Consider the following 25,574-nt stretch of genomic DNA (forward strand, 5'->3'; position numbering starts at 1 on the left):
CTGGTTTATAGTTTGCATTTGGAATAGAGCTTGCTTCAAAGCCATAATAATAAAACGTCGTTTAACGGGTGTTAAACATTTGAGTAAAGGATCGGCATGCGCGGTTTAGCCTTATTTAGTATCTTTGTATTCGCACTGATTGCCACACCAGTATATACCCAAGAGGGGGTAGTGCTAAAAGGCCCTAAAGGGGTTGATTATGGGGCTCAAGGTCGGTCAATAGGGCCTATCAGACCCACTGATACATTGTGGCGTATAGCACAAAAAGTGCGACCAGATGACTCGGTCACCATTTATCAGGTGATGAAGGCGCTTTACGATAAAAATCCTAATTCATTTCTAGATAAAAACCTCAACCATATGCAGGATGGGGCGTATTTACGTATTCCTACCATCAATGAAATTCGCAGTGTTAACCCTGAGTTGGCAAAGCAAAAGTCGGATCAAGATGACAAACTTTGGGAAATGAAGCGTAAGGGATTATTGAATCCAAATGCAATAAACGAAGCCGAAAAAAAGGTTACACAAGCTCGTAAAGTCGATGTAGAAGAAGCAAAAGAAGACCTGACTAATCAACTGCGCTCTTTAAAAATGGAACAGGACATGCGCCTGATGGACTTACAAAAAGAGTTCAAATCCTCGGTGCGTAATGTTGAAGAAATCCTATCCGAAAACAATAAATTAAAACAGCAGCTCGGCGCTATTTCTACTGAACTTCAAACGGTTCGTACCCAACTTGGTAAAGACAGCGAAATCCAGCAACAGCTCAAGGCTGTTATTGACTTGCAAAATGAAATGATTGATCAGCAGGCAGCTCAGGCAAAAGCGCAAGAAAGTAGCGAGTTAAGCACATTCTTTAGCTCACCAGCTGGCATTGCGTTACTTGCCACATTACCGGCACTACTGGCAATTGCTGGATTCGTTATGTTTCTACGCCGAAGAAATCAATCTCAAGCGTCGACAGATGACGACGATTTTCTTCCGCAAACACCATCTGTGGCTGCAGGCGCTGCGGCGGCGGGAGCTGCAACCGCTGCGACTGCATTTGACCCTGAGCCAGACCCACTTGATATCGGAATGGGCGACGATGAAGACGCACTGGGCGCAAGCGTACAGTTAGATGACGATATCTTACCTGAAGACGATGAAATTACCTTTGACTCACTTGATGACGACTTCGATGAAGGAAGTGATACGTTAGACCAAGATGAATTAGATAGCTTACTAAATGAAGATATTTCGTTTGATGATGATCATGATGAAGACTTTATGCAACAGAGCTTTGACGAGACTGGTGATGAAGTTTCGCTTGATGTTGATGATGGCCAAGATATTTTAAGTGACAGCGATCTTGATGATTTGTTCAATGAGTCTCAAGATGAAGAAATTGATGTTAGTGATGATGCCCTTGCAGCCCTGAGCGAGGAACTCGCTGATGAGCAAGCTGGTGCTGTTGCAAACGATGATGATATCGATTCAATTCTTGACGGTGCGCTAGATGAAGAGCCCGAATTTAGCGGCAATTTTGATAGTGAGAGCTTAGTCGATGCCGATGATATCGATGCGCTACTTGATGCCTCTCAAGATGCTGACGATGATGCATTGCCTGATTTTGAGGAACCAAGCACTGAGCTTGCGGGTGATGATATTGATGCCCTGTTAAATGAAGTGCAAGACGATACGTTAGCTGAAATTAACGAAGAGTCAGATATGCTCGACGGTGATGATATCGATGCTTTATTGGATGAAGCGCAGGAAGATACGTTGCCGGAATTAGAGGAAGAATCCGGTGATCTTGCTGGTGATGATATTGATGCTTTATTAGATGAAGCGCAGGAAGATACGTTACCGGAATTAGAAGAAGAGCCTAGTGATCTTGCTGATGACGATATTGATGCTTTATTGGATGAAGCACAGGACGATACGTTGCCGGAATTAGAAGACGAGTCCGATGATCTAGCTGGTGATGATATCGATGCTTTATTGGATGAAGCGCAAGAAGATACGTTGCCGGAACCGGAAGAAGAGTCCGATGATCTAGCTGGTGATGATATTGATGCTTTATTGGATGAAGCGCAAGAAGATACGTTGCCGGAACCGGAAGAAGAGTCCGATGATCTAGCTGGCGATGATATTGATGCTTTATTGGATGAAGCACAGGACGATACGTTGCCGGAATTAGAAGACGAGTCCGATGATCTAGCTGGTGATGATATCGATGCTTTATTGGATGAAGCGCAAGAAGATACGTTGCCGGAACCGGAAGAAGAGTCCGATGATCTAGCTGGCGATGATATTGATGCTTTATTGGATGAAGCGCAAGAAGATACGTTGCCGGAACCGGAAGAAGAGTCCGATGATCTAGCTGGCGATGATATTGATGCTTTATTAAGTGAAGCGCAGGAAGATAAGTGGCCGGATCTTGAAGAGGAAGGTAGTGAGTCTACAGAGGACGAGCTCGATGCATTAGTAGACGAAGTACCAGAAGACGCATTAGCAGAACTTGAAGAAGAAGTTGGTGAGCCTGCAGATGACAATCTAGATGAGTTACTAGACGAATCTGCAGAAGATACGTTGCCGGAGCTGGAAGAAGAATCTGATGAACTTGCCGATGACGAACTCGATGCATTAGTTGACGAAATACCAGAAGATGTTTTGCCAGAGCTGGAAGAAGAATCTGATGAACTTGCCGATGACGAACTCGATGCATTAGTTGACGAAACACCAGAAGATGTTTTGCCAGAGCTAGAAGAATCTGATGAATTGGCCGATGACGAGCTCGATGCATTAGTTAACGAAACACCAGAAGGTGTGTTGCCAGAGCTGGAAGAAGAATCTGATGAACTGGCCAATGACGAACTAGATGCATTAGTTGACGAAACACCCGAAGATGTTTTGTCAGAGCTGGAAGAAGAATCTGATGAACTTGCAAATGACGAACTAGATGCATTAGTTGACGAAACACCAGAAGATGTTTTGCCAGAGCTAGAAGAATCTGATGAACTGGAAAATGACGAACTAGATGCATTAGTTGACGAAATACCAGAAGATGTTTTGCCAGAGCTTGAAGAAGAATCTGATGAACTGGAAAATGACGAACTCGATACATTAGTTGACGAAACACCAGAAGATGTTTTGCCAGAGCTGGAAGAAGAATCTGATGAACTGGCCGATGACGATCTTGATGCATTACTAGACGAAGCGCCAGAAGGTGATTTGCCAGAGCTGGAAGAAGAATCTGACGAGCCTGAACTGGGGTCTGAACAGCATTTAGCAGAGTCTGAGCAAACGGAGTCAGGACACTTGTCTGGTATGTTGGATGAAGAGGATGCTATTCCTGAATCATCTGAAGAACCGGTGGAAGATACATTACAGTCCGATCTAGCCAATGAAGCAGATTTTAGTGATGAGAATGTTCAAGCTGACGACGACAGTGAATTTGAAGATCCTGATTTAAAAAGTGTTGATGAGCTATTACAGGAGCTTCAAGCCGAAGAACAGTTTGAGTTGGATGCTGAACTTGAAGACGACTTTTCGGATGAAGAAGTTGAAATTGAGCTGGGAGATGATCCACTTAATGACGAAGTGGATTTACTGGCAGAAGAAGAGTTTCTTGACGAAGAAGATCTGCAACCAAGCGCAGAGCTAGATAGTTACCCTGAGCTGGAACTTGGCGAAAAGCTTGAAACTACTGACTCGCAAAGCGAAACTGAAAAAGCACTATCAGAAGCATTATCCAATGACGCTCAATTTGATATAGAGGATGGGCTTGATGACGATCTTCTCGACGATGAAATCTCTGGCTTTGATGAAGATAATTTACCTGAATTTAGTGCGGATTTCGACGAAGATACCTTGCTTGAAGACGAGCCTGAAGCGCCGGTCGAAGCAGCAGAAAGTGATACACTTGAGTCTGAGCCTGAGCTTGCTGATGAGCCTCAAGCACCAGTCGAAGAAGCAGAAAGTGATACGTTTGAGTCTGAACCTGAGCTTGAAATCGAAGACGAGCTGCCAGAGATAACTGCAGATTTCGATGAAGAGGCTTTGCTTGAAGACGAATCTGAAGCGCCGGTCGAAGCAGCAGAAAGTGATACACTTGAGTCTGAGCCTGAGCTTGAAATCGAAGACGAGCTACCAGAGTTAACTGCGGATTTCGACGAAGAGACTTTGCTTGCTGATGAGCCTCAAGCACCAGTCGAAGAAGCAGAAAGTGATACGTTTGAGTCTGAACCTGAGCTTGAAATCGAAGACGAGCTGCCAGAGATAACTGCAGATTTCGATGAAGAGGCTTTGCTTGAAGACGAATCTGAAGCGCCGCTCGACAAAGCTGAAAGTGATGCGCTTGAGTCTGAACCTGAGCTTGAAATCGAAGATGAAGAGACTTTGCTTGCTGATGAGCCTGAAGCGCTAGTCGAAGAAGCAGAAAGGGATACGTTTGAGTCTGAACCTGCACTTGAAATCGAAGACGAGCTGCCAGAGTTAGCTGCAGATTTCGATGAAGAAACCTTGCTTGAAGACGAACCTGATGCGCCAGCCGAAGAAGCTGAGAGTGAAACGCTAGAGTCCGAGCCAGATCTGGAAATCGAAGACGAGCTGCCAGAATTAACTGCAGATTTTGATGAAGAGGCTTTGCTTGAAGACGAGCCTGAAGCGCAGGTCGAAGAAGCAGAAAGTGACACGTTTGAGTCTGAACCTGGGCTTGAAATCGAAGACGAGCTACCAGAGTTAACTGCGGATTTCGACGAAGAGACTTTGCTTGCTGATGAGCCTGAAGCGCCGCTCGACGAAGCTAAAAGCGATGCGCTTGAGTCTGAACCTGAACTGGAAGTTGAAGACGAGCTACCAGAGTTAACTGCGGATTTCGACGAAGAGACTTTGCTTGAAGACGAGCCTGAAGCGCCGGTCAAAGCAGCAGAAAGTGATACGTTTGAGTCTGAACCTGAACTGGAAGTTGAAGACGAGCTACCAGAGTTAACAGCAGACTTTGATGAAGAGACTTTGCTTGCTGATGAGCCTGAAGCACCAGTCGAAGAAGCTGAAAGTGATACGCTTGAGTCTGAACCTGCACTGGAAGTTGAAGACGAGTTACCAGAGTTAACAGCAGACTTTGATGAAGAGACTTTGCTTGCTGATGAGCCTGAAGCACCAGTCGAAGAAGCTGAGAGTGACACGCTAGAGTCCGAGCCAGATCTGGAAATCGAAGACGAGCTGCCAGAGTTAACTGCAGATTTTGATGAAGAGGCTTTGCTTGAAGACGAGCCTGAAGCGCAGGTTGAAGAAGCAGAAAGTGACACGTTTGAGTCTGAACCTGGGCTTGAAATCGAAGACGAGCTGCCTGAATTAAATGCAGATTTTGGCGAAGAGACTCTGTCTGAATTCAACGATGAAGATGACTTGAAAACTCTACTTTCTGAGCCACAAACAGAATCTGAATTACCAGAGGTCAATGAAGCCGAAATTGAAAAAGAATTTATGGCTGACTTCACCCAAGCAGACTTCGATGCTCTACTCAGCGAACTGGATGATCCCAGTGACTTTGACGCCGGAAATGCAGAAGATTTCGAAGTAGATTTCGATAGCTTGTTACAAGACGAATTGGTCGCAGGGGAAGCCCAAGCGCTACCAACGGATGCCGAAGGTACAGAAGATTACTTAGAAATTGAAGACTTACTTGAACAAAGCGACGACCTTGATGGCGATGTTGAACCTTACGTTGGCGCAAATATGGACGTTGGGCTTGGCGATTTTGAAGAGCTATTAGCGGGTGAAAATACCACGGATGTTGATTTAGAGGATGAAGGATTTGCCGCTAAATTAGATTTAGCGAAAGCTTACATCGAAATTCAAGATTATGATTCGGCGATATCAACGCTCAACGATGTTATTGAGAACGGCCCAGATTCAGTGCAAGCTGAGGCAAAGTCGCTTAAATCCAGTCTTACAGAGCCTTAATACTCACTTCAACGATACCAACCAAACAAAGTAATTGCCTTGTTTGGTCAGTATCATCATCTACTTCTTAGCTTAAGCGCTTTAATTCACATCGCCAATCGCATAAAATGTCGTTTTTGTTATGGGTTGCGATAGAAAAAGTATGCGAGTAGCGTTAGGCATTGAATATAATGGTGCAAATTATAGTGGTTGGCAGAGGCAAAATCATGTCAGCAGTGTCCAAGAAGAAATAGAAAAAGCGCTATCGAATATCTGTAATCATCCCGTTGAGATAACTTGCGCGGGGCGCACTGATGCGGGCGTTCATGCAACGGGTCAACTCGTGCATTTTGACACGGATTCTGCTCGCGATATGAGTGCCTTTACATTAGGAATGAACTCTCAGCTTCCTGACGACATTGCGGTACGATTTGCTAAAGAAGTCGACCCTGAGTTCCATGCTCGTTTTTCTGCGACAGCTCGTCGATACCGCTACGTTATTTATAATCACACCTACAGGCCGGGTATTTTACGCAGTGGCGTAACGCATTTTCACCACGAGCTTAATGTTGAAAGAATGAAAGCAGCATGCCCTGTGATGATAGGGGAGCAAGATTTTACGTCTTTCAGGGCAGTACATTGTCAGTCTAATACGCCGTTTCGTAATATCCATCACTTAGAGGTGAAACGCATTGGCAAATATATCGTCATTGATATTAAAGCAAACGCGTTTTTGCACCATATGGTGCGCAATATTACAGGTTGTTTACTTGATATTGGTGTCGGCAAGCAAGAGCCTGAGTGGATGGCGGAGCTGCTTGTTGCCAAAGACCGCACCTTAGCAAGTGCTACGGCAAAACCTAACGGATTGTATTTAGTTGATGTGGACTACCCTGAACAATGGCAAATAGAAAAGATGCCGCTTGGGCCATTATTTTTGCCTGAGGAATTAGTGTAACGGTCATATTTATGTAGTACCTTATACTCTTAAGACCAGTTTTTTATATCACCTATAGCTAAATCATGATTTAATTGGGAAAAGATGTCTGTCTTTGCTGACGGAACAGAATAAAGCACGATAGAGAGTTGCAAATGAGTTGGTTAGAAAAGATCTTACCTAAAACCACTAAATCTTCTGGTAAAAAAGAGATCCCAGAAGGGGTTTGGGCAAAGTGTACAGATTGTGATTCAATCCTATACAAAGCGGAATTAGAAAAGTCGTTAAACGTATGTCCGAAGTGTGATCATCACATGCGTATTACGGCACGTAAACGTCTTGAAAGTTTCTTAGATGATGCAGATCGTCAAGAGCTTGGCACAGAGCATGAGCCACAAGACGTATTAAAGTTTAAAGACTCTAAAAAATACTCGGATCGTATCGTTCAAGCACAAAAGGCAAGCGGTGAGAAAGACGCTTTAGTTGCAATGAAAGGTCGTGTAAAGGGTATTCCTGTTGCTGCTGTTGCTTTTGAATTCTCCTTTATGGGTGGCTCAATGGCGTCAGTTGTTGGTGCGAGATTTGTTGATGCAGTTAACGTTTGTTTAGAACATAACATGCCATTAATCTGTTTCTCTGCATCTGGTGGTGCACGTATGCAAGAAGCACTTATGTCATTGATGCAAATGGCAAAAACAAGTGCTGCATTGGCAAAAATGAGTGACAAAGGCTTGCCATTTATCTCAGTATTGACCGACCCAACAATGGGTGGTGTTTCAGCATCATTAGCGATGTTAGGTGATATCAACGTTGCAGAGCCAAAAGCACTTATCGGTTTTGCGGGTCCACGTGTTATCGAACAAACTGTACGTGAAACCTTACCAGATGGTTTCCAGCGCAGTGAGTTCTTATTAGAGCACGGTGCGATTGACATGATCGTCGACCGTCGTGAAATGCGTGATACGTTAGCGCGTATTTTGGCGAAGTTTATGGACTTGCCTTCCACTGAACAAGAGCATAGAGTAGCGTAAATTTTTCAAATTGAGCTACTCAACTTATGACGGTTAACCAGCCTAGCCAATCATCAAGCCTTGATGATTGGCTTTGTTATTTAGAAGCAATTCATCCAGCCACCATTGAAATGGGACTTGAGCGTGTAGCACAAGTTGCCGAGCAAGCCGGATTACTTGAGCCTTTCAGTAAAATTATTCTAATTGGTGGAACCAATGGTAAAGGCACAACAGCCAGGTGCTTGGAGTCGTTGTTGCTCGCACAAGGGTTTTCTGTTGGCACCTACGCTTCACCACATTTAGTACGCTACAACGAGCGTGTCCGAGTGAATGGGGCAGAGCTTGAAGATCAGTATCATATCGATGCATTTAAATTCCTCGATGACACCCGCAAAGACACTCAGCTGACCTATTTTGAGTTTGGTACGCTTGGCGCGTTAAGTATTTTCAAGCGCTGTAAGGTTGATTATATTTTGCTTGAGGTGGGTTTAGGCGGGCGGTTTGATGCGACAAATATAGTCTCGCCATTTGCCTCTGTTATCACGACTGTCGATTTAGATCATAAAGAGTATCTGGGTGATACCCGAGATCTGGTAGGCTATGACAAAGCTGGCATTTTCCGCAGTGGTAAGCCTGCAATCGTTGGTGATTTAAATATTCCACATACGGTTATAGACTATGGCGATGAAATTGCCGCAGATATGGTGTTATCAAAGCGCGATTTTTATTTTACCCCGCTAGGTTCTCAGTTTAGATGGCAATATCTTGATTTTGATTGGCACTTCGACAAACCAGCTATTCCAGCACAAAATGCTGCGACAGCGTTAACGGTATTAGCTAAACTAGAGTTGCTACCTAGCTATGATGTAGTGAAGACTTGTTTGGCAAATTTGCAAGTAGAAGGCCGCTTTCAGCAACTCAATAGCACGCCGCTGGTGTATACCGATGTTGCTCATAATCCAGAATCTGCAAGATATTTAGCAACTAAGTTACAAGAACTCAAGCAAAAAGGGTTTAAAATTCATGCCTTAGTCGCTATGCTTGCGGATAAAGACAAAGCCAGTGTGCTGAAAGAAGTCAGCCGATATGTAGATAGCTGGAGTTTAGCTTCACTTTCAGGGCCTCGTGGAGAGCGTGCGGAAAACCTTAAGCCATTGCTTGACTCTAGTTGCAATGTCACCTTATTCGATAGCGTTACAGCAGCACTTGATACTCAGCTCGATACATTTGCGAGCGAGCAGGTACTAGTGATATTTGGTTCGTTCTTTACCGTTGCTGAGGCAATGGAGTACTGGCGAAAATAGTTATAGATGATTTAATGTAAAGTAGAGAGTAAAGTTGTGAACTCAGTATTTATAAATCGCCTTGTTGGAACAAGTATCGTCGTCGTAGCTGCGGTGATCTTTATTCCTAATATCCTTGATGGTGAAAAGGTCCACTACAAGGAAGGATTTCAAGCGATCCCTGAAAGACCTGAGTTCAAAACCATTGATCTGCAAGAAAAAGTAGATGCGCAAGCCAAGCTTGCGCCTGAGTTGCCCTCAGAACCGCTGGAAGATATTGACGCCGATGATGCTAAGCTGGAAGGCACAGAAGAGGCAACGCTAGCCAATACGCAGCAATTAGATACGTCACCTACACAAGTTGAGGCGAAACCCGTCGTAACGACCGACAAAGTTGAGGTGGCAAAATTAACGCGTCCTGAGACTGCTAACTTTTCAAAAATGGCTTACGTTATTCAGCTTGGTAGCTTTTCACATAAGTCGAACGTCGATGCGCTGACGAAGAAGCTTGCAGATAATGGCTTTAAAACCTTTACTAAACCCGTTAAAACGCCCAATGGTACACTGACAAAAGTGTTTGTCGGACCAGATTTAAATAAAGCTGAACTTGAAGCTAAGTTACCAGAATTAAAGAAATTAACTAAGTTAAATGGTCGTTTGACGCAATTTGAAGTGACAAAATGATCTGGCATTTAGATGCCAAACCTTTTAGAATGCGCCCCACATTAACGACTTATTGGTTACTATGATCTGGGTTGATTACGCCATTCTTGGTATTGTTGGTTTATCGACTATCTTTGGCTTGCTTCGAGGCTTTGTCAAAGAAGCGATGTCACTTGTCGTATGGATCGGCGCTTTTTTCATCTCTAGTATTTTTTACCAATATCTCGCAACCTTCCTAACATTCATTTCAGAACCCCTTTTAAGAAATGCAGCCGCAATAGCCATACTCTTTTTTGCGACCTTGATGTTAGGTGGGCTTGTTAATTATGTCTTGAGTGAACTGGTTCAAAGAACTGGGCTCTCAGGCACCGATAGGATCTTTGGGATTGTATTCGGTGGACTTCGAGGTGTGTTGGTCGTTAGCGCCTTACTCTTTTTCCTTGATGCGTTTACCAGTGCACCAGACACGCAGTGGTGGAAAACATCAAACTTAATTCCTGAATTTGGCTTTGTGATAGAGTGGTTTTTCTCCTATCTTGAACATAACTCGAGCTTTTTAGATTCAGTAAACCGTTAATCGGCGAGGAAATTTTTAATGTGTGGTATCGTTGGGATAGTCGGAACATCTCCTGTTAATCAGGCGATTTATGACGGCTTAACTGTTTTGCAACACCGCGGCCAAGATGCGGCTGGCATTATTACCATTGACAACAATACGTTTAGCTTACGAAAAGCAAACGGCCTAGTGAAAGACGTATTTCATACAAGACACATGAAACGCCTACAGGGCAACATTGGTCTTGGTCATGTACGTTATCCTACTGCTGGTTCTTCAAGCTCAGCAGAAGCTCAACCTTTCTACGTAAACTCTCCATTTGGTATTGCCCTTGCGCACAACGGCAACTTAACCAATGCAGAAAAATTAAAAGAGCGTTTGTTTACTCAAGCGCGTCGCCACGTTAATACTACGTCTGATTCTGAGATCCTGCTGAACATCTTAGCTCACGAGCTTGGCAAAACAGACAAGATGAAATTAGACGCGGAAGACATGTTTACGGCAGTAACTGAGGTTGTGTCTATTGTTTCTGGTGGTTACGCGAGTATCGCGATGATCATCGGCCATGGTATTTTGGCATTTAGAGACCCTCACGGTATTCGTCCGCTTGTTTTCGGTAAGAAAGAAACTGAGCGTGGCATGGAATACATGTTCGCTTCAGAGAGTGTTGCATTGGCAACCGATGGCTTTGAGTTTGTGCGAGATGTTGCACCTGGTGAAGCTATTTACGTAACCGAAAAAGGTGAGTTTTTCTCTCAGATCTGTGCAGCTAAAACGATGCTTGCACCTTGTATCTTCGAGTTTGTATATTTTGCCCGTCCAGATTCAAACATTGATAAAATGTCTGTTTATGCAACTCGCGTGAATATGGGTACCAAGCTCGGTGAGAAAATCGCAACTGAGTGGGGCGATAAAGATATCGACGTGGTTATCCCAATTCCTGAAACATCATGTGATATCGCACTTGAAATTGCTTCCGTGCTAGGGCTTCCTTATCGCCAAGGGTTTGTTAAGAACCGTTATATTGGCCGTACTTTTATTATGCCAGGCCAAGAGCTGCGTAAGAAGTCTGTACGTCGTAAACTTAACGCAATTGACAGAGAGTTTGCTGGTAAGAACGTGCTACTTGTCGACGATTCGATTGTACGAGGCACTACATCAGCGCAAATCGTTGAGATGGCGCGTGAAGCGGGTGCGAAAAATGTGTACTTTGCATCAGCAGCACCAGAGGTAAGATTCCCGAACGTATATGGTATCGATATGCCTTCTGCATCAGAGCTAATCGCTCATGGTCGTGAAGTGGAAGATATCAATGCGAGTATTGGCTCGGACGGTTTGGTCTACCAATCACTAAGTGATTTGATTGCAGCCGTTGGTCAAGAAAACCCAGAGATAGGTCGCTTTGAGACTTCGGTATTTGATGGTCAATACATCACAGGTGATGTTGACCAAAACTACCTCAATCACATTGATGAATTGCGAAACGATTCGGCAAAGTCTAATCGTGAAGCTGCGATGTCTGCAAGCCTTGAGTTACATAATCAAGAAGCAGAAAGCGCCGAAAGCGATTAAGCTAGTTGATGATGTGAATAAGCATTATGATAAAAACCCAAGTTTAACTTGGGTTTTTTTATTTAATTTTAACTCAGGCAACAGCCTAAAATTGATAGACTAGGCCAACATAAGCGAGGTCACTGGTGTCTCTGTCTAGCAAAGGACTATTGGCGATAGCATCATCGAGCTTAGTTCGTGTTATCCCACCAACCAAACTGAGTTGTGTTTTTAACTGATAATGTGCGGTAAACCCTGCCGAATAATTCACGGCGTCATCAGCAGTTAAATAGCCCACTCGACCACGGCTTATATCGATGTTTTTCCCGCTTACCCCGTAAATATAATTGACGTAATCAGATTGCTGCCACTCTACGTTACCTACTGCCGAGATTTTAAATCCTCGACCATCGTTGTACAGTGGGATTGATACCGAAAAAGTAGCCGTGGTTGAATCTGAATTATCGGAAATATCACTGTGACCAGCGAGCGTAAACCACAAATAGGTGACGCCATAGTTAACGGTAACATCGCCATCCGGTGCGTCATACCCTTCAAAAACCTCGTCCTCAGATTTCGCATCTCGGAACACGCCGTCATAGCCGTCTTGACGATAGCCCAATCCGGAGTAGACAGATAAATCCTCGGTAATAGGGAAGCGATAGCCAATTAAGCTGTCTTTGTTGATAAACCAGTTTCCTTTTTGGATATCGATAATGGGAATTGAGATCAGCTCACTTTCAATGCCTTTCCATGGCAAATCTGCAGCGGCAGCTCCTCCTCCTAGACGAACTTGCCATTCGTCAGATGACGTTTCAATGGCGTGGCTACAAGAAGCAAAAGCGAGAGTGAAGATGGCAGCAGAGGTAAGTGCTGACTTGATGAGATACATACAGAATTCCTTTCGTAAGTTAAAGGTTGCGAGAATTTAGAATGTAAGAAGTTTGTTACAAGACTTGGAAAAGTGCTGTTAGAAAGTGTAATAAATTGTCGGGAAGCGTTGTCTGGTGTGCTAGGAGTCATTTGCCACACTCTTCTATTCGCTATTTCTATGGTTGTTTGCATAAAAGTAGCGAATAGAAGAGTGTGAACATAAAGGTCAGTTGGATTGTGTGGGCTCGGAATCAGAAAGCAATAAAGTGAGTCCATCAACCAGCTCAAATAGCTCAGGCTCGATATCACTGAGTGGTTTTTCTTGTTTTAATCCTGTTTCAATGGTTTCGGCCAATTTCTTCAGGGTTGGCACGCCAGTGTAACAACATGCCCCGTGAAACTTATGCACTACTTTGAGCAACGTTGGGAGATCCTCTGCGTCTTGTGCAGACTCCAACTGCTGCAACGTTTCGGGCACGCTAGAAAGCAGCATGTTAAGCATCTCCAATGCTAAATCAGGTTTATTACCCGCGCGCTGTAACGCTAATCCCCAATCTAACATTTGGCTATTAAATGGCGGCACACTGTGCTGATGACTCTCGATATTTTTTTGTCTCGCGACTGGTGAAGATGCGCTATGGTCGCAAATAATTTGTTTGAGCATATCTTCATCTATGGGTTTAGTCATATAGTTACTAAAACCATCTTTAAGCAATTGCTCTTTTTCGCCCGCAAGCGCATGTGCGGTGACGGCGATGATAGGGGTATCCTCATTTAAGGACGAATCTCTTATGCTTCTACAGGCGCTTATACCATCCATTATGGGCATTTGAATATCCATAAATATCAGGTCGTATTTCCTTGATTTACATAAACTGACTGCTTGAGCGCCGTTATGTGCGGTATCTATTGCCTCTACCTGCTCATCTAACAAAGTACAGATCAACTTCAAGTTAGCATCGTTATCGTCTGCAACGAGCACTTTAAGTGGTAAACTGGTAGCTTCGATTTCATTGGCACTCATGTCTGGGTGGTCTAAACGATAAGGTGCTGCAAGCATTTCGCAGAGTTTTCTGTGATTAAGCGGTTTGCTTAAACAAGCGTCAGCACCACTGCCAATAAGCGCCTCACGCATATTATGAGACACTGTATTAACCATCAAGTATAAGTAGTCTGCGGAGCCGCGAGCTTGCTTGATGTAACTCTTAACCGTCTGCATTTGATCGACGCTTGCCATAGAGCCGATTAGACAGATATCGTAATTAAAATCCTGCGCCAAGGCTGTATCAAACTCTTCTTCGGTGAGGCAGCGTGTTACTTGCATGTCCCATGCTTGTAGCTGAGCCATAACAGCATGATGAGTATGCTCTTGCGGTTCAAAGTAAAGCACGCGCTTATTTTCCAGCGGCTTGCTTGGTAAATCGTCGTTGTAGAGACGGTTTGGCAGGGCAAAGACGGCATTAAATGAGAAACATGTACCATTTCCAGGTGCTGAGTTCAGAGTGATACGGCCATTCATCGCCTCAACAATGTGCTTAGTGATGATAAGACCTAGGCCGGTGCCGCCAAATTTACGGGTGATACTGGTATCGGCTTGAGCAAACGGTGTAAATAGCGCGTCTTGTTTATCCTGCGCAATACCAACTCCTGTATCGCTGACAGACACTAACAAGGAGGACTGAGATTCATCCATCAAGCGATGGTTAATATCCACTTTGACTGAGCCTTTTTCCGTGAACTTGATGGCATTACTAATTAGATTGGTCAATACCTGCTTAAATCGCGTTGGGTCGCCAATTAAGTTGTCGGGCACCTGGCGATTAACAGAAATCGAAAATTCTAGCTGTTTGTCGTGGGCGCTTGGCGCTAATAAGGTCATGACCTCATTAACGGCGTCGCGTAATTCAAACTGGATATTCTCCAGCTCCATAGCACCGGCTTCTAGTTTTGAGAAATCCAAGATGTCACTAATGATGGTAAGCAGGCTATTTGCAGATAGCTCTATGGTATCTAAATAATCTTTTTGGTGTTTATTTAATGGTGTTTTATAAAGTTGACGAGTAAAGCCTATGACCCCATTGAGCGGCGTTCTAAGTTCATGACTCATTTTAGCCAAGAAATCCGATTTTACGCGGTTAGCGTCTTGTGCTTCTTTTTTGGCAATATTGAGCTGAATATTCTGCGTTTCATACTGCTCTAGGGTTTCGCGATAATCACTAGTTGCCTGATCAATGTGCTTTTGCATTTCGTCTTTTTGATTGGCCATCTTTCTGCCAATAACAATCAAGCCTTGGCGCAACAGCTCAAACTCACCCCGCATCGGCTCATTGATAGCGATGTCTTGTTTACCTTCGTTGAGCTTGTCTGTGGCTAAAATCAAACTGGCAATCGGTTTGGTCAGCATACGTGATAATCGCATGGCCAACATAACACTAAGTAAAAAGGAGAAAATAATAACAATAGCACTCAAGATCAGCGCGCGCTGCTGCGATATCAACGCTTGGTCTTTACTGATCTCTACAACTAAAATCGCGAGCGTAGCTGGTTCTGCACTGTGCCAATCGGTTTTTTTGGCTAAATGGTTTTTAACTGGTGAATAAAACACAAAGGTATTTTTTAGTGCAGTAACTTCGGTGGTTTGTAGCTTTTGCACTTCACCAAAATAATGTAATTTGTCGAATTCACTATGATAATTACTGGTAAGAATAAGCTGATTTTGGTTATCAAACAGCGCGATACTTTTTACCAGTGGTGCGTGTTTATTGTGTGCTTGGCTTAAAATGCGGTGTAAATGCGCTTTATCTTGTTTTTCTATTGGGTATTCTACTGACATGGCCAGAGAATCTGCAATGCGATTTCCCTGACTTATCAGAATTTCCTCAAGCTCTACGTAGCGATTTATAGTAAAATAACCACCAAGTAGCAAGCCAACCAAAAGAGTTGGCAAAAGAGTGAGTAGTAAAATACTGTCACGCAGGTTTAATTTTGTCATAGGGTCAAAAAAGTGCAGAGAAATCTGTAACTAAGATTATCTTTTACCGACGTGATAAGCAAACAAATGAGGAACCCAATGGCACAGATTTTTCGTGCTAAGAAAGCTGCTAAGCCGTCAAAGCAAATAGAATTAAACATAGAGTCAATGGATCATCAGGGGCGAGGTGTTGCTCGTCACGAAGGTAAGGTCTGTTTTGTGGCAGGTGCCTTGACTGGCGAGCGAGTGAGAGCACAGGTTGTACAGGCCAAGTCTAAACTGTTGGAAGCGAAGATGACCAAAGTACTTAATACCTCTAAAGAGCGTGTTAAGCCGTTTTGCCCGCATTACCAGCAGTGTGGTGGTTGTAGCTTGCAGCATCAAAGTGTTGATGGTCAGCTCAATGAAAAGCAACATGCAGTTGAAAAACTTTTTGCGCGTTTTGCTAACATTAAACACTTACCTTGGCAAGCACCGATCACTTCTATGCCGCTTCATTATCGCCGAGCAGCTCGTTTGGCATGTATTTATGATAAACAAAGCAAAAGCGTGAAGTTAGGCTTTAGAGCTAGTCAGTCGAAGCAGATTATCGAAATAGCGCAGTGTGACGTATTGGTGTCGCCTTTTGATCGTATTGTTAATACGCTAAATGCGCTTGCACAGTCGCTAAGTGAGTTTAGGCTGATCAGTCATATTCAGCTTTGTCAGGCCGACAACCATAATTATGTGTTGTGTCGTCATACAAAGCCACTGTCCGCTTCGACTCGCGAAACGTTACAAAACGAGCTAGAAAATTGCCAGGTCCTGTTTGACGATGGCGAGACGCCAGTTGTGTATTCCCCGATGCCGTACTATCACCTTGGTGAATTTGGTTTAACACTTGAATTTAAATTGAACAACTTTATTCAAGTGAATCAATCAGTAAATGAAGCAATGCTGCGCCAAGCGACAGACTGGCTACAGCTGAGTAACGATGAAAGTGTCCTCGATCTTTTCTGTGGGGTGGGAAATTTCTCATTGGTGCTCGCAAAACAAGCAAAAAATGTGATTGGGGTAGAAGGTGAAGCGCAATCGGTTGCAATGGCTCAGCAAAATGCGCAAACTAATCAAATCAGTAATGTTCAGTTTCACTGTTTTGATCTAACCCAGTCGATTACAGAGGCTGCTTGGTTCGACGCAAATCTGGATGTGTTGGTACTGGACCCATCAAGGCCTGGTGCACTTGAGGTTCTGCAGCAATTACCGTTGACGCAGTTTACCCGTATTTTATACGTGTCATGCGATCCTGTGACACTGGCGCGCGATGCTTTGGTAATAGCGCAGGCAGGCTTTGAATTAGAAAAGCTTGGCTTAATGAATATGTTTGTTCACACGGGACATATCGAAACCATGGCGCTGTTTAAAAAACAGTGTAAATAACCTGAGCTTTGAGGCCGTTATTGCCCGAGCATTAGGTTAAATAATTTACCCGAAAATGAGGCGGGTAAGTAATTTTAAGGAGGTATCAAAACATGGTTGCTACTCGGCAGTCGCATCAAACCACTTTGCCACTAGAGTTTGATGCGCGACTCACTATCTTAAACTTGTCTGAGGATCAAAGAGAATGGCTGCAAAAGGCCTATGAACTTTGTCCCGTGGATGAGTCAACGGAACATCTCAATAATGCCATCGAAATGGTAGAGATCCTTGCAGACTTAAATTTTGATAGCGAATCCTTAGCAACCGCGTTTTTAACTCCTTATTTTGTCGCTGGAAAGTTGTCCCTTGAGCAAGTAGAGGAAGCGCTTGGCAAAAACATCTCGCTGCTTTTAAGAGGGGTGGAAAACATGGACACCATTAGCACTTTGGCACACCAAAGCTCGGGTAAGGTACAAGTCGATAATATCCGCCGTATGTTACTCGCTATGGTGGAAGATGTGCGTGCTGTAGTGATTAAACTTGCTGAGCAAATCTGCCATTTGCGTGCGGTTAAGAAAGCATCGGAAGAAGAAAGAGTTGTTGCTGCAAAAGCCGCAGCAAATATTTTTGCGCCACTTGCGAATCGGTTGGGGATTGGTCAATTAAAATGGGAACTTGAAGATCTCTCGTTCCGTTATTTACATCCGGATACGTATAAGTCTATTGCCAAGAAGCTTTCTGATAAACGCCTAGACCGCGAAGCTTATATGGAAAATATGGTTAATTCGGTGGCACAAAAACTTGCGGATGCAGGCATTAAAGCGCAGGTCTACGGTCGCCCTAAACATATTTACAGCATTTATAAAAAAATGGCGCAGAAAAGCTATGAATTCGAACAGTTGTTCGACATTCGCGCGATGCGAGTGGTGGTAGATGAAATTCAAGATTGCTACGCCGCTTTGGGTATTGTGCACACCAGTTGGCGACATTTAAACAAAGAGTTTGACGACTATATTGCTACGCCTAAGCAAAACGGCTATCAGTCTATCCACACCGTGGTATTTGGTCCTGAGGGCAAAACGGTAGAAATCCAAATTCGCACCGAGGCCATGCATCGAGATGCAGAGCTTGGAGTAGCGGCACATTGGATGTACAAAGAAGGTGCATTGCCGGGCAGAAACTCAGGATACGAGCAAAAAATTAGCTGGCTACGCAAACTGTTGCAGTGGCAAGAAGAAGTGGTAGATGGTAGTGAAATAGCTGATGAGCTAAAGAATCAGGTTGTCGAGGACCGCGTTTATGTATTCACGCCCAAGGGCGATATCTTTGATTTGCCGTTAGGCTCGACGCCGCTCGACTTTGCATACTACATTCATTCCAATGTTGGACATCGCTGCATTGGTGCAAAAGTGTTTGGTAAAATAGTGCCTTTCACTTACACATTGCGCACCGGCGATCAGGTAGAAATTCTTACCCAGAAAAATGCTTCGCCAAGTCGAGATTGGTTAAACCCGTCGCTGGGATATATTCATTCTTCAAGAGCGCGCAGTAAGATCCATCACTGGTTTAAGCAGCAAGATAGAGACAAAAATCTTCAAGCGGGTAAGGAAATTTTAGATAGTCATCTGCAAAAACTAGATATTACCTATAAAGATTTAGAACCCGCGATTGACCGCTTTAACTTTAAAGAGCTCGACGATTTAATGGTGGCGATTGGTGCCGGTGATATTCGTATCAACCAATTCCTGAACTACGTTCAAGATAAACCTGAGGATACACCTAAGTTAAAAATCTCCTCGCCAAAACACACTAAAGGCGACAAAAACGCAGTGGTGGTTGATGGGGTTGGCAGCTTGATGAGTCATATGGCGAAATGCTGTGAGCCTGTACCGGGCGATGAAATTGTGGGTTACATCACGCAAGGGCGAGGTATTGCTGTGCATCGCTCTGATTGTGAGTCATTTGCTCATATTACGGATGTACATCCAGAGCGTGAGATTGCGGTCAGTTGGTCAGATGATGTTAAAGCGTCGTACGCCATTACATTAAAAATTGAAGCGCACGACCGTCAAGGGCTGATCCGAGACATTAGCTCTGTGCTTGCCAATGAAAAAGTCAATGTGCTCAATATGAACGTACAAACACAAGACGATAAAAACGTAGCAGTATTTATGATGAAGGTAGAGGTGGATGACCTTTCTGCTATGCATCGTTTGCTGACTAAATTGATGCAAATCGAAGGTGTTTTTGATGCTAAACGACTCTAAGCCTTCTACAGCAATTGGGATAGAGCAGCTGCTAGAGATTATGTCGCAGCTGCGCGACCCAAGCACTGGATGCGACTGGGATAAGAAGCAAACCTTTAAAACCGTTGTCCCTCATACGTTAGAAGAAGCACACGAAGTTGCCGATGCTATCGAGCAAGGCGACTTTGCTCACTTAAAAGAAGAGTTGGGAGACTTGCTGTTCCAAGTGATTTTTTATGCTCAGCTTGGAAAAGAGCAGGGGTTGTTTGATTTTGCTGACATAGTGCAAACTCTCAATGACAAATTAGTGAGACGTCACCCTCATGTATTTGAAAAGCAGGAAAGTTTAAGCGAAGCAGAGCTTGAGCAGCAATGGCACGCCATTAAACAGCAAGAAAAACAGGCACAAAAACAAGGGGCGTTCGCGGCGGATATTCCAAGCAGCTTGCCTGCATTATCAAAAGCCTACAAAATTCAAAAGCAAGCAGCCAAACTCGGATTTGACTGGCCAAGTTACCACGGCGCGTGGGATAAAGTACAAGAGGAAGTCGCAGAGGTGAGCGAGGCGCTGCAAGTTGATCCACTCTCTGAACATACGGCGGAAGAGGTGGGCGACTTGTTGTTTGCAACTGTAAATGTGAGCCGACATATAAAACGAGATCCGGAGCAGCTGCTACGTCAAGCCAACGAGAAATTTAGAAATCGCTTTGTGCAAGTCGAAGCCGTTTTGAATGAGTCCTCACTATCACTTAAAGATGCGAGCTTGGAGGAGATGGATGGTGCTTGGGAGACAGTGAAACGTCGTCACCGCAGTAAAAACAGAGACTGATTTTACGGTTTGTTCGTTACTTAAAACGACCTCCTGATAAAATATATTACCGTGCTAAGTCATTTTTAGCTGGAATGACTTAGGTGCTTTTGCTATACTATCGCCCCGTCTTGATTCTTATTTAAATTCCAATTTTCCTGAAATTTCTAGGGTTCGCATGAGTACAAAATTTATCTTCGTAACGGGCGGAGTAGTATCCTCCTTGGGTAAAGGTATTGCAGCTGCTTCTTTAGCCGCTATTTTAGAAGCACGTGGCTTGAAAGTAACGATTCTAAAGCTGGATCCTTACATCAATGTTGACCCTGGGACCATGAGCCCTATCCAACACGGTGAAGTATTCGTAACCGAAGACGGCGCGGAAACCGACCTTGATCTTGGTCACTACGAGCGTTTTATTCGCACTAAAATGACCAAGCGTAACAACTTTACACAAGGCCGTGTATTTGAAGACGTGTTGCGCAAAGAGCGCAGAGGTGAGTACTTAGGTGCCACTATTCAGGTTATTCCTCACATCACAAATGACATCAAGCGTCGCGTGCTTGAAGGCGCGGAAGGCCATGATGTTGCTATCGTAGAGATTGGTGGCACGGTTGGTGATATCGAGTCACAACCTTTCCTAGAAGCAATTCGTCAGCTAGGCACAGAGCTTGGTCGTGAGAGCGCTTTGTTTATGCATTTGACGCTAGTGCCTTTCTTAGGCCCTGCGGGTGAAGTGAAAACTAAGCCAACTCAGCACTCAGTGAAAGAGCTTCGTTCAATCGGTATTCAACCTGATATTTTGATCTGTCGTTCAGATCGTAAACTACCAGCGAACGAGCGCGCAAAGATTGCACTATTCACTAACGTGGAAGAAAAAGCAGTTATCTCACTACAAGACGTAGACAGTATTTATAAGATCCCTGCGCTATTGAAGTCGCAAGAGCTTGATAACATCATTTGTCGTCGTTTCTACCTTGAACGTCCGGAAGCGGATTTATCTGAGTGGGAACAAGTACTTTATCAAGAGTCAAATCCTACTGGTGAAGTGACAATTGGTATGGTTGGTAAATACATCGAATTACCGGACGCATATAAATCAGTTAACGAAGCATTGAAGCATGCTGGTTTGAAAAACCGTTTAACGGTGAATATTGAATATGTTGACTCTCAAGATATCGAGAGCAAAGGCACTGAGTTACTTGAGCACCTTGATGCTATCTTAGTACCTGGTGGCTTTGGTAACCGTGGCGTTGAAGGTAAGATTTTAGCTGCAAAGTATGCACGTGAAAACAAAGTACCATACCTAGGTATTTGTTTAGGGATGCAAGTTGCGCTAATCGAGTATGCACGTAACGTTGCAGGTCTTACTGGTGCTAACTCAACTGAATTTGATCTTGAAAGCCCACACCCAGTGGTTGGTCTGATCACTGAGTGGTTAGATGCAGATGGTAAGATTGAAGTACGTGACCACGATTCTGATCTTGGTGGCACAATGCGTCTTGGTGCACAGCTTTGCCACTTAAAAGAGGGCTCTAAGGTGCGTGAAGTATACGGTAATGCCGAAATCGTTGAGCGTCACCGTCACCGCTATGAAGTAAACAACAACTATGTTGCTGAGCTTGAAAAAGCGGGTCTGCAATTTACTGGTCTGTCAGAAGACAAGAAACTAGTTGAGATTATCGAGAATAAAGATCACCCTTGGTTTATCGCGGCTCAGTTCCACCCTGAGTTCACGTCAACGCCTCGTGATGGTCACCCATTATTTGAAGGTTTTGTTGCGGCGGCATACAGCCACCAAAAAGCATCTTCGTAATAAGAAAAAGCCGTGCTCTTGCACGGCTTTTTTGTTGCAGAAGGTTTTGCAATAGGCGCTAAGTGTAGTGTTTATCGCCAAACTTTTTCTTATCTGCCGGCGCGTCAATGTGATACGTGTAAATTCTTCACTTTGCGAAGCAACAGAGATAAGGCAAACTTTAAAGCGGGTTTATTGACCCTGAATTCGCCTGCGACAGAAGCAGTGCAACACACACCACTTTGGGAATAAGAGGAATCAAGATGTCAAAAATCGTTAGAGTGATTGGCCGTGAAGTTATGGACTCACGCGGTAACCCAACAGTAGAAGCGGACGTACACCTAGAGTCTGGTGCATGGGGCCGTGCATGTGCGCCATCAGGTGCATCTACGGGTACCCGTGAAGCACTAGAGCTACGTGACGGTGATAAGTCTCGTTACTTAGGTAAAGGTGTATTAACAGCGGTAAACTACGTAAATAACGAAATCGCGGCAGCACTTGAAGGTCAAAACGCGCTAGAGCAACGTGCAATCGACCAAATCATGTTGGACTTAGACGGCACTGAAAACAAAGAAAAACTAGGTGCGAATGCCATCCTTGCGGTATCTCTAGCAACAGCAAAAGCAGCTGCACAAGACAAAGGCGTGGCGCTATACGAGCATATCGCAGACATCAACGGTACAGCAGGTCAGTACTCAATGCCAGTTCCGATGATGAACATTATCAATGGTGGTGAGCACGCGGATAACAACGTTGATATTCAAGAGTTTATGGTTCAGCCTGTTGGCGCAAAGAGCTTCCGTGAAGCACTACGTATGGGTGCTGAAATCTTCCATAGCCTGAAAAACGTACTTAAGTCACGTGGCCTGAACACTGCAGTTGGTGATGAAGGTGGTTTTGCTCCAGACCTTAAATCAAATGAAGAAGCGCTAGAAGTAATTGTTGAAGCAGTTGCAGCTGCTGGCTACGAAATGAACAAAGACGTAACACTAGCACTTGACTGTGCAGCGTCTGAGTTTTATGTCGATGGCAAGTATGACCTAAAGGGCGAAGGTAAAACATTTGACTCGGAAGGTTTTGCAGGCTTCTTGGCCGATCTTGCCGCACGTTACCCAATTGTATCAATCGAAGATGGCTTAGACGAAAGTGACTGGGCTGGCTGGAAAGTCCTAACAGATAAAATCGGCGATAAAGTTCAGCTAGTGGGTGATGATCTTTTTGTTACTAACACTAAGATCTTAAAGCGTGGTATTGAAGAAAGCATTGGTAACTCAATCTTGATTAAATTTAACCAGATTGGTTCACTGTCTGAAACGCTTGATGCTATTAAAATGGCGCAAGATGCTGGCTTTACTGCCGTTATTTCACACCGCTCTGGTGAAACTGAAGACGCTACCATTGCTGATTTAGCAGTGGCGACAGCGGCAGGTCAAATTAAGACAGGTTCACTTTGTCGTTCGGATCGTGTAGCTAAGTACAACCAGTTACTACGTATTGAAGAAGCGCTAGGTGAAAAAGCGGTATACAAAGGCCGTAGTGAAATCAAAGGTCAGTAATTAGCATTACTTGATGTATTGTGAAAACGCCAGTTTAGTTACTGGCGTTTTTTATTGCTAGCGGTCGTCACCCCAAATTTCACAATTTGCTTGGCCATTTCTAAATGTCCAACAGACTTGAAGTGAATTACAAGCATCACCCATCGTTGCTGCTCCATTACCTCCAGCAACAGCTGGTGTCATCTTAGTCACAAGTATTTTGTTCACACTAAGTTCTTTAATCGATTTTTTGTTAAACTTTAATTTCATTGTCGTCTCCTTCTATAAAAAATATAAATGTTAACCAAATCCATACAAGATGTTGGTTGTGTTACATTTGTACTTTTTGTACAAAAAGTCAACAGGCGTTTTTAAGCACCAAACTCTTGCGCTAATATCGATTGAGTGAAATTGATTTTCAAATAAAAACCTCTTGGCAAAGTCTGCACTATTTTACCGTTAGGCCCTATGGCGTCGGTGAGCGCTTTGGCATTTGCCGCCTTTGGCCTTATCTGCATGACTTCTCCAAGATGCCCTGAGATTTGCTCTACATGACCCGTAGCGATTAACTCAATTTGTTCTTCCCAGTCCCTTCGTAACAACTGTTCTTGATGCGCGTCCGGCCGCCATAAGAAGCCGTGTCCAATAACCCTATCTATTAAAGGAATTTCTCGTTCGGCTAATATGGGTAGCCAAAGAACATGAGCTAATTTCTTTTTAACACTCGACGCTTCCCACGTTAATCCTGTTAACTGAGTCAGCGGTACGACAGAAACATAGGTGGTCTCTAGCGGTTTGCCTTGATAGCCTATTGGCAAAGTCTTGAGTTCAACGCCAATATGCTCAAAATCAGGCACAGGCTTTGAGCCCGCGGTAGCACCTAAGGCTGCTTCTATGAGTTGTCCTACCCAGCCTTTTTCTTTGAGCAAGTCTTGTGGTGTTTTAAACGAGAGCTGCTGAGCGAGTTCACCCAATGTTAAACCGGCTATGTTTTCAACACGCTGCATAAGCTCGCCCACAGAGCGTGGTGGTGTAACTGATGGCAAGCGATACTCCTGAGTCTATCTCCTAAAAACACGATTATAAAAGAAATCATGTGGTGAAGTAAGTTGGTTATTTTGCACTCAACTTAAGTGTGGTTTGTTATTTCAACATATGGTTAAAGTAATAACTTTATTATCTATATGATAAATATGAAGTTATTTTTATTTTGCTACAGTCAGAGCGGCTTGGAAATCTTATGGCTTTGGATAAATACAAGACTATAAACATAATTATCCACAGAATATGTGGAAAACCTGAGGTTTGAAGTGTGTAATTGTGGATTTGTTCGTAATTTGAACTGAAAAACACTTAGTTATGCACAAGTTGTGGGTAACTTGAGAGTATGCTGAGATAATTTAGGTATAGAATGGAATTAAATTTGCCGTGGCGCGGGAGTTGTGGAACAATCATTAAAAATCGACTTATAAATGAGGCACTAAGGTGATTGATGCCGAAGGGTTTCGTGCCAATGTCGGAATAGTGATTTGTAATAATCAGGGGCAGGTTTTTTGGGCCCGTCGTTACGGACAACACTCTTGGCAATTTCCTCAAGGCGGAATAGATCAAGGGGAAACACCTGAGCAAACGATGTATCGTGAACTTCATGAAGAAGTTGGACTTAGGCCAGAAGATGTTGAAATAGTAGCAAGTTCTAAACATTGGTTACGTTACAAACTACCAAAAAGGTTAATTAGACGAGATTCAAGCCCAGTTTGTATCGGGCAAAAGCAGAAATGGTTTTTATTGAAACTTAGGTGTAAAGATGAAGATGTAGACTTATTACGTACGCATCACCCTGAGTTCGATGATTGGCGCTGGGTCAGCTATTGGTATCCAGTACGTCAAGTTGTATCGTTTAAACGTGATGTCTATCGTCGAGTGATGAAGGAATTCGCTCCGTTTGCGATGCCATTTGGTAAACGTGAACAGCAAGGGCAGAAGGATTTCTGGCGCACAAAACGATAAAAATAGGAGC

Annotated in this window: 17 protein-coding genes; 13 read left to right on the plus strand and 4 right to left on the minus strand. The window is 43.8% G+C overall.

Going from position 1 to position 25,574, the window contains the following annotated elements; translation table 11 throughout:
- The first annotated feature begins 96 nt into the window (after positions 1 to 96).
- The 7 genes from NH462_RS07525 (at position 97) to purF (ending at position 11,952) form a co-directional block, all read left to right on the plus strand.
- Positions 97 to 5,952: a FimV/HubP family polar landmark protein gene (locus tag NH462_RS07525; protein ID WP_253105236.1), complete on the plus strand. Its 5,856-nt coding sequence runs from the start codon at positions 97 to 99 to the stop codon at positions 5,950 to 5,952.
- A gap of 142 nt (positions 5,953 to 6,094) precedes the next feature.
- Entirely contained in the window at positions 6,095 to 6,889 is a 795-nt protein-coding gene (truA, locus tag NH462_RS07530) for a tRNA pseudouridine(38-40) synthase TruA (RefSeq protein WP_253105237.1), read from the plus strand.
- A 134-nt stretch (positions 6,890 to 7,023) separates the two neighbouring features.
- The gene (gene accD, locus NH462_RS07535) at positions 7,024 to 7,899 is read left to right on the plus strand and encodes an acetyl-CoA carboxylase, carboxyltransferase subunit beta (protein WP_017218111.1); all 876 of its coding nucleotides are present in this window, start codon (positions 7,024 to 7,026) and stop codon (positions 7,897 to 7,899) included.
- Positions 7,900 to 7,925: 26 nt separating this feature from the next.
- Positions 7,926 to 9,182, plus strand: a complete 1,257-nt coding sequence (gene folC / locus NH462_RS07540) for a bifunctional tetrahydrofolate synthase/dihydrofolate synthase (RefSeq protein WP_253105239.1) — start codon at positions 7,926 to 7,928, stop codon at positions 9,180 to 9,182.
- 36 nt (positions 9,183 to 9,218) lie between these two features.
- The gene (locus tag NH462_RS07545) at positions 9,219 to 9,845 is read left to right on the plus strand and encodes an SPOR domain-containing protein (RefSeq protein WP_017218109.1); all 627 of its coding nucleotides are present in this window, start codon (positions 9,219 to 9,221) and stop codon (positions 9,843 to 9,845) included.
- A 61-nt stretch (positions 9,846 to 9,906) separates the two neighbouring features.
- Positions 9,907 to 10,401 (plus strand): CvpA family protein, encoded by a 495-nt coding sequence (locus tag NH462_RS07550; RefSeq protein ID WP_010369359.1) that lies wholly within the window; start codon positions 9,907 to 9,909, stop codon positions 10,399 to 10,401.
- An 18-nt stretch (positions 10,402 to 10,419) separates the two neighbouring features.
- Positions 10,420 to 11,952 carry an amidophosphoribosyltransferase gene (gene purF, locus NH462_RS07555; RefSeq protein ID WP_253105241.1) on the plus strand — a complete coding sequence of 511 codons (1,533 nt, stop codon included), beginning with the start codon at positions 10,420 to 10,422 and terminating at the stop codon, positions 11,950 to 11,952.
- 85 nt (positions 11,953 to 12,037) lie between these two features.
- Here purF and NH462_RS07560 read toward each other — a convergent pair whose 3' ends face one another.
- Positions 12,038 to 12,823, minus strand: coding sequence for a MipA/OmpV family protein (locus NH462_RS07560; protein ID WP_010369355.1), 786 nt, complete (start codon positions 12,821 to 12,823; stop codon positions 12,038 to 12,040).
- 207 nt (positions 12,824 to 13,030) lie between these two features.
- A complete protein-coding gene (barA, locus tag NH462_RS07565) occupies positions 13,031 to 15,796 on the minus strand; it encodes a two-component sensor histidine kinase BarA (protein ID WP_253105242.1) in 2,766 nt (921 codons plus the stop codon).
- Positions 15,797 to 15,874: 78 nt separating this feature from the next.
- Between barA and rlmD the strand changes: the two genes are divergently transcribed.
- The 5 genes from rlmD (at position 15,875) to eno (ending at position 23,575) form a co-directional block, all read left to right on the plus strand.
- Positions 15,875 to 17,194, plus strand: coding sequence for a 23S rRNA (uracil(1939)-C(5))-methyltransferase RlmD (gene rlmD / locus NH462_RS07570; protein ID WP_010369351.1), 1,320 nt, complete (start codon positions 15,875 to 15,877; stop codon positions 17,192 to 17,194).
- 92 nt (positions 17,195 to 17,286) lie between these two features.
- A complete protein-coding gene (gene relA / locus NH462_RS07575) occupies positions 17,287 to 19,440 on the plus strand; it encodes a GTP diphosphokinase (protein ID WP_253105244.1) in 2,154 nt (717 codons plus the stop codon).
- On the plus strand, positions 19,424 to 20,248 hold the full coding sequence (gene mazG / locus NH462_RS07580) for a nucleoside triphosphate pyrophosphohydrolase (protein WP_253105246.1): 825 nt from the start codon (positions 19,424 to 19,426) through the stop codon (positions 20,246 to 20,248). Before relA ends, mazG begins: the two co-directional genes overlap by 17 nt.
- Before the next feature lie 157 nt (positions 20,249 to 20,405).
- On the plus strand, positions 20,406 to 22,040 hold the full coding sequence (locus tag NH462_RS07585; protein ID WP_010369341.1) for a CTP synthase: 1,635 nt from the start codon (positions 20,406 to 20,408) through the stop codon (positions 22,038 to 22,040).
- A 242-nt stretch (positions 22,041 to 22,282) separates the two neighbouring features.
- Positions 22,283 to 23,575 (plus strand): phosphopyruvate hydratase, encoded by a 1,293-nt coding sequence (gene eno / locus NH462_RS07590; protein ID WP_010606280.1) that lies wholly within the window; start codon positions 22,283 to 22,285, stop codon positions 23,573 to 23,575.
- Between the two features lie 57 nt (positions 23,576 to 23,632).
- Here the strand turns inward: eno and NH462_RS07595 are convergent, their stop codons facing one another.
- On the minus strand, positions 23,633 to 23,824 hold the full coding sequence (locus NH462_RS07595) for a hypothetical protein (protein WP_253105248.1): 192 nt from the start codon (positions 23,822 to 23,824) through the stop codon (positions 23,633 to 23,635).
- Between the two features lie 101 nt (positions 23,825 to 23,925).
- Positions 23,926 to 24,600, minus strand: coding sequence for a DNA mismatch repair endonuclease MutH (mutH, locus tag NH462_RS07600; protein ID WP_290442377.1), 675 nt, complete (start codon positions 24,598 to 24,600; stop codon positions 23,926 to 23,928).
- Positions 24,601 to 25,039: 439 nt separating this feature from the next.
- On the opposite strand from mutH, the gene rppH reads away from it, so the two are divergent.
- A complete protein-coding gene (gene rppH / locus NH462_RS07605; protein WP_010369331.1) occupies positions 25,040 to 25,564 on the plus strand; it encodes an RNA pyrophosphohydrolase in 525 nt (174 codons plus the stop codon).
- Positions 25,565 to 25,574 lie beyond the last annotated feature (10 nt).

The sequence above is a fragment of the Pseudoalteromonas sp. OANN1 genome (genome assembly GCF_024124685.1).
GTDB classification, from domain to species: Bacteria; Pseudomonadota; Gammaproteobacteria; order Enterobacterales; family Alteromonadaceae; genus Pseudoalteromonas; species Pseudoalteromonas piscicida.

What these genes read in the sequence shown, in the direction of transcription:
- NH462_RS07525 (WP_253105236.1), top strand. Translation starts at nt 97, where the DNA reads ATGCGCGGTTTAGCCTTATTTAGTATCTTTGTATTCGCACTGATTGCC.
- truA (WP_253105237.1), top strand. Translation starts at nt 6,095, where the DNA reads ATGCGAGTAGCGTTAGGCATTGAATATAATGGTGCAAATTATAGTGGT.
- accD (WP_017218111.1), top strand. Translation starts at nt 7,024, where the DNA reads ATGAGTTGGTTAGAAAAGATCTTACCTAAAACCACTAAATCTTCTGGT.
- folC (WP_253105239.1), top strand. Translation starts at nt 7,926, where the DNA reads ATGACGGTTAACCAGCCTAGCCAATCATCAAGCCTTGATGATTGGCTT.
- NH462_RS07550 (WP_010369359.1), top strand. Translation starts at nt 9,907, where the DNA reads ATGATCTGGGTTGATTACGCCATTCTTGGTATTGTTGGTTTATCGACT.
- purF (WP_253105241.1), top strand. Translation starts at nt 10,420, where the DNA reads ATGTGTGGTATCGTTGGGATAGTCGGAACATCTCCTGTTAATCAGGCG.
- NH462_RS07560 (WP_010369355.1), bottom strand. Translation starts at nt 12,823, where the DNA reads ATGTATCTCATCAAGTCAGCACTTACCTCTGCTGCCATCTTCACTCTC.
- barA (WP_253105242.1), bottom strand. Translation starts at nt 15,796, where the DNA reads ATGACAAAATTAAACCTGCGTGACAGTATTTTACTACTCACTCTTTTG.
- rlmD (WP_010369351.1), top strand. Translation starts at nt 15,875, where the DNA reads ATGGCACAGATTTTTCGTGCTAAGAAAGCTGCTAAGCCGTCAAAGCAA.
- relA (WP_253105244.1), top strand. Translation starts at nt 17,287, where the DNA reads ATGGTTGCTACTCGGCAGTCGCATCAAACCACTTTGCCACTAGAGTTT.
- mazG (WP_253105246.1), top strand. Translation starts at nt 19,424, where the DNA reads ATGCTAAACGACTCTAAGCCTTCTACAGCAATTGGGATAGAGCAGCTG.
- NH462_RS07585 (WP_010369341.1), top strand. Translation starts at nt 20,406, where the DNA reads ATGAGTACAAAATTTATCTTCGTAACGGGCGGAGTAGTATCCTCCTTG.
- eno (WP_010606280.1), top strand. Translation starts at nt 22,283, where the DNA reads ATGTCAAAAATCGTTAGAGTGATTGGCCGTGAAGTTATGGACTCACGC.
- NH462_RS07595 (WP_253105248.1), bottom strand. Translation starts at nt 23,824, where the DNA reads ATGAAATTAAAGTTTAACAAAAAATCGATTAAAGAACTTAGTGTGAAC.